Annotated in this window: 6 protein-coding genes; all 6 read left to right on the forward strand. The window is 70.5% G+C overall.

Features of this window, described 5'->3' with window-relative positions:
- Positions 1-82: 82 nt before the first annotated feature.
- Positions 83-388: a hypothetical protein gene (locus D7W79_RS38530; protein ID WP_120530234.1), complete on the forward strand. Its 306-nt coding sequence runs from the start codon at positions 83-85 to the stop codon at positions 386-388.
- A gap of 65 nt (positions 389-453) precedes the next feature.
- Entirely contained in the window at positions 454-1,281 is an 828-nt protein-coding gene (locus tag D7W79_RS38535) for a 2,3,4,5-tetrahydropyridine-2,6-dicarboxylate N-succinyltransferase (RefSeq protein WP_120530235.1), read from the forward strand.
- A gap of 80 nt (positions 1,282-1,361) precedes the next feature.
- Positions 1,362-1,997, forward strand: coding sequence for a cupin domain-containing protein (locus tag D7W79_RS38540; protein WP_120530238.1), 636 nt, complete (start codon positions 1,362-1,364; stop codon positions 1,995-1,997).
- Between the two features lie 45 nt (positions 1,998-2,042).
- The gene (gene dapE, locus D7W79_RS38545) at positions 2,043-3,131 is read left to right on the forward strand and encodes a succinyl-diaminopimelate desuccinylase (protein ID WP_120530236.1); all 1,089 of its coding nucleotides are present in this window, start codon (positions 2,043-2,045) and stop codon (positions 3,129-3,131) included.
- Positions 3,132-3,295: 164 nt separating this feature from the next.
- Positions 3,296-3,721: a hypothetical protein gene (locus tag D7W79_RS38550; protein WP_120530237.1), complete on the forward strand. Its 426-nt coding sequence runs from the start codon at positions 3,296-3,298 to the stop codon at positions 3,719-3,721.
- Positions 3,722-4,028: 307 nt separating this feature from the next.
- Positions 4,029-5,156: terpene synthase family protein (locus D7W79_RS38555; protein WP_439099273.1), on the forward strand; the 1,128-nt coding region annotated here is incomplete at its 3' end.

Raw genomic sequence — 5,156 nt, forward strand, 5'->3', positions numbered from 1 at the left:
GCCCGGCTCAAGGCAGGGCGGCTCGCGGCGCCTCCGGGCCATCCCCACCTTTCCCGCGCACGGGAATGGGAGGAAGCGACCGATGGCTTTCGACGACACGCCGTTCGAGCGGCGCTCCATCATTGGCGGCATGCGGGTCCGCTCGGCGGACGGGAAGCACCTGGGCTACGTGGCCTTCATCGGCCAGGAACACCTCTATGTCCGGCACTCGCCCTTCAACCACCACTGGAAGGAAGTGCCCCTGTCCGCCGTGGGCCGGGTGCTCCGGGGCGCCGTGGTGCTGCGCGAGGGCACCGGCCCCCTGGTTGACGCGGACAAGCAGCATCACGGGGAAATCCTGTCGCTGACCCATCCGCTGGCGCTGGTGCCGGGCGCGTCGCACGTCTGACGGCCGTCAGGAGGTGGACACTCAGGAGGGGCGCGGACCGCTGAAGTGTGATTGAACTTCGCGTCATGGCGACATCCCTCGAAGAGCTCTCCCAGCGGGTGTCCGCGGCGTTCGCGGACCGGGCGAAATTGAAGGACGCGGACACCGTGGCGGCGGTGCGCGAGACGCTGGCGCGGCTGGATGCCGGCGAGCTGCGCGTCGCGGAGAAGGGCCCGGAAGGCTGGCGGGTCAACGCCTGGGTGAAGGAGGCCATCCTCCTGTTCTTCGCCGTGTCGGAGATGCAGGTGATGGAGGTGGGCCCCTTCGAATTCCACGACAAGGTGCCCCTGAAGAAGGGCCTGGAGGCGGCGGGCGTGCGCGTGGTGCCCCCGGGCACCGTGCGCTACGGCGCCTTCGTGGAGCGGGGCGCGGTGGTGATGCCCGGGTACGTGAACATCGGCGCGCGGGTGGGCGCGGGCACCATGGTGGACACGTGGGCCACCGTCGGGTCGTGCGCGCAGGTGGGCCGCCATGTCCACCTGTCGGGCGGCGTGGGCCTGGGCGGCGTGCTCGAGCCGCCTTCCGCGTCGCCGGTCATCATCGAGGACGGCGCCTTCCTGGGCAGCCGCTCCATCGTGGTGGAGGGCGTGGTGGTGGAGGAGGAGGCGGTGCTCGGCGCCAACGTGGTGCTGACCGCGTCCACGCAGATCATCGACGTCACCGGGCCCCAGGAGGTCATCCACAAGGGCCGTGTGCCGGCCCGCAGCGTGGTGATTCCGGGCATGCGGGAGAAGCAGTTCCCCGCCGGGAAGTACATGGTCCCGTGCGCGCTCATCATCGGGCAGCGCAAGGCGTCCACCGACCAGAAGACCAGCCTCAACGCCGCCCTGCGGGACTTCGCCGTCGCGGTGTGAGCGGTGCGAAAATCCGCCGCTGGCGGAGACGCGTATAGATGTCACGGGACGTGCTACGTCCGCTGTCCTTCCGGGAACTCATGGAACACCTCGACGACATCCTCCCCGAGTGGCTGCTCGGGACCCTGGAGCCGGCCCGGCGCGACGCCGCGGCCCGGCACCTGGACGGCTGTGCGCGCTGCCGGGCGGAGCTGGCCCGGCTGACGCCCGCGGCGGATGCGCTGGGGGCGCTCCTCCCGCCGGTGACGCCTCCGGCCGCGGTGCTCACGCGGCTGATGGGCCAGATGGAGGGCCCCGGCCGCTTCGCCCGCTGGGCCGGGAAGGTGGCCGCGTTCCTGGACGTGACGGAAGGACGGGCCCGCGAGCTGCTGGAGTCCATGGCGGATTCCAATCACTGGATGCCCGGCCCGGTGACGGGCGTGGAGCTGATGCCCGTGGAGACGGGGCCGGCGCGCGAGGGGATGATGGCCGCCGTCGTGCGCCTGATGCCCGGCGCCCGCTACCCGCGTCACACGCACCAGGGCCGCGAGTGGAACCTGGTGCTGGAGGGCGGCTTCCGCGAGGACAACGGCCACGAGGTGTGGCCCGGCGACGAGCTGGAGAAGACGGACGGCTCGCTGCACGACTTCACCGCGCTGCAGGGCCCCGCGTGCATCTGCTTCACCGTGCTGGATGGCGTCACGTCCTTCGAGGAGCTGGTGGACAGCGGCGCCTGACGGGACGGTGTGCCGGGCGCGGGCGGGGAGTATGGTGCTTCGCGCATGGCTTCCATTGATCTCGCCACCCGCCTCGCCCAGACGACGCTCGAGCTGTGTCGCATCGAAAGCCCCATTGGCCACGAGGGTCCCATCGCGGACCACGTGGAAGGCTGGGCGCTGAGGCACTTCCGCCGCGAGGAGATCTTCCGCGTCGGGCACACGCTGCTGCTGGGGTCGCTCGCGGACCCGCGCCCCACGGTGGCGCTCATCGGCCACCTGGACACGGTGCCCATGCACCCCGGGGACGTGGGCCGCGCGCCGCGCATCGAAGGCGAGCGCGTGCACGGGCTGGGCGCGTCCGACATGAAGGGCGGCGTCGCGGTGATGATGGCGCTGGCGGAGGACCTCCAGCGCGAGGCGCTGCCCGTCAACGTGGCCTTCCTCCTGTACGAGCGCGAGGAGGGCGCCTACGCGGAGAGCGGCCTCATCCCGCTGTACGAGAAGCGGCCGGACCTGTCGCGCGTGAAGTTCGGCATCGCCATGGAGCCCACGGACGGCGTGGTGCAGGTGGGCTGTGTCGGCAGCATGCAGGTGACCGTCCGCTTCACGGGGAGGAGCGCGCACTCCGCGCGGCCGTGGCAGGGGGAGAACGCCATCCACAAGGCGGGGCCGCTGCTCACGGAATTGCTGGGGCGCGAGCGCGTGGAGGTGAACGTCGCGGGCTTCCCCTTCTACGAGGTCATCAGCGCCACGCTGGCCAAGGGCGGCCGCGCGCGCAACGTGGTGCCGGAGGCGTTCGAGCTGAACCTCAACTACCGCTTCGCGCCGGGCAAGAGCGTGGCCCAGGCGAAGGAGGACGTGCTGGCGCTGGTGGCGGGCCGCGCGGAGGTGGAGTTCACGGACGCGTCGCCCAGCGGGCCGGTGGCCGCGGGCAACCCGCTGTTCCAGCGGCTGATGGCGCTCACGGGGCTGCCCGCCGCGTCGAAGCAGGCGTGGACGGACGTGGCGCGCTTTGGCGAGTGGGGCGTGGACGCGGTGAACTTCGGGCCCGGTGAGACGGCGCAGGCGCACCAGCTCCACGAGAGCGCGCCCATCCCGCCGCTGGCCGTGGCGTACGAGAAGCTGGCCGCGTTCCTGAAGGGCGCGGCGTAGCGGTCCGCGTGATCGCCGTGCGCTCCGAGGCCGGATTTTCGGCCTCGCGCGGGATGTAGCACCGCGCGCATTCGTCAGGTGGAGTGCATCTGCACAGGGCGGCATGCGTGCACTTCTGGCGAATGCGCTTACCCTCCAGGTGTTGTCATCCCTGGAGGTAGTTGATGCACGCCGAGTCGAACATGCAGGACCCGAACGGAACCCCGTCGTCCAACACGATGCAGCCGGTGGGTGAGGCGACGTCCGCCACGCCGTCGCGCCGCCGCTCCTCCGGTGCGCGCAAGGGCGCCCGCAAGGCGTCGTCCCGTCGCACGGGCGCCGCGAAGAAGGCGACCGCGAAGCGCACCACGGCGAAGAAGGCCGCGGGCAAGCGCACCGCGAAGAAGGCCGCCGGCAAGCGCGGCACCGCGAAGCGTGGCGCCGCGAAGAAGGCCACCGCGAAGCGTGGCGCCCGCAAGGCTCCGGCCCGTCGCGCCGCCGCCGGCCGCACCGCCCGCAAGACGTCCAGCCGTGGCGCGTCCGCGCGCAAGACGTCCGCCCGCAAGACGTCCGCTCGCAAGAGCCCGTCGCGCCGCTCCACGCGCCGCTAGCGGCCCGTTCCGCTGGCGGAACGCGGGGAGGCGGCGGTCCCTTGGAAGGGATGCACTCCCCGCACCGCGGTGTTTCGTCCTCTCAGGTGTTGGGAAGAAAGGCTGTTCCGGCCCGTGGCTCGTCATGCCGCGAGTGGCGGGAATGGCCATCTCCACCGGATTCCCGCCACCGTTCCGGGTGGGTCCATGTCCCATCCTTGCCAGCCCTTATTCCCCGGATTACTCAAGTTCTCCGGGTGAGCCGGGTTGTCGTGGTGTTGGCCAGTGGACGTCGGTACAAGCCCCTCGGGTTCAACGAGGGGTCTGAATGTCCAAGGCACGACAGAAGCAACCGTTTCAGCTTCCGGATTTCTATGTGCCATGGCCGGCGCGCCTGAACCCGAACCTGGAAACGGCTCGCGCGCACACCAAGGCGTGGTCGTACCAGATGGGCATCCTGGGGCCGCCGCGGGACGGCACGGACCGTGAGGTGTGGTCCGAGCGCCGCTTCGACGGCATGGACTACGCGCTGCTCTGTGCGTACACGCACCCGGAGGCGCCGGGCCCGGAGCTGGATCTCATCACGGACTGGTACGTCTGGGTCTTCTACTTCGACGACCACTTCCTGGAGGTCTTCAAGTACTCGCGCGACGTGAAGGGCGGTCAGGCCTACCTGGACCGGCTGCCGCTGTTCATGCCGCTGGACCTGTCCCAGACGCCGCCGGAGCCCGTCAACCCGGTGGAGCGCGCCCTCTGGGATTTGTGGCAGCGCACCGTGCCCTCCATGTCCATGGACTGGCGCCGCCGCTTCTTCGAGAACACCAAGCACCTGCTCGATGAGTCGATGTGGGAGATCGAGAACATCAGCGAGGCGCGCGTCTCCAACCCCATCGAGTACATCGAGATGCGCCGCAAGGTGGGCGGCGCGCCCTGGTCGTCGGACCTGGTGGAGCACGCCGTGGCCGCGGAGATCCCGGCCCGCGTCGTGAAGAGCCGGCCGATGCGCGTCTTCAAGGACACGTTCTCCGACGCGGTGCACCTGCGCAACGACCTGTTCTCCTACGAGCGCGAGCTGGAGGAGGGCGAGCTCTCCAACGGCGTGCTGGTGGTGGAGAAGTTCCTCGACTGCGACACCCAGCGCGCGGCGGACCTGGTCAACGACCTGCTCACGTCCCGGCTCCAGCAGTTCGAGGCCACCTTCGCCACGGAGCTGCCCTGGCTCTTCGCGGAGAACGCCCTCAACCCGGTGGAGCAGGCGCAGGTGCTCTCGTACCTGCGGGGCCTCCAGGACTGGCAGTCCGGCGGCCACGAGTGGCACATGCGCTCCAACCGCTACATGAACCAGCACTCGGAGGAGCGCCCGGCGCTGTCCATCCCCGTGCCCACCGGGCTGGGGACCTCCGCGCTGCGCATTCCGCTGACGCCGGGCGGGCTGGGGACTGTCTCTTATACACCT

Origin of the sequence: Corallococcus exercitus (assembly GCF_003611585.1) — a bacterium.
Taxonomy (GTDB): Bacteria; Myxococcota; Myxococcia; order Myxococcales; family Myxococcaceae; genus Corallococcus; species Corallococcus exercitus.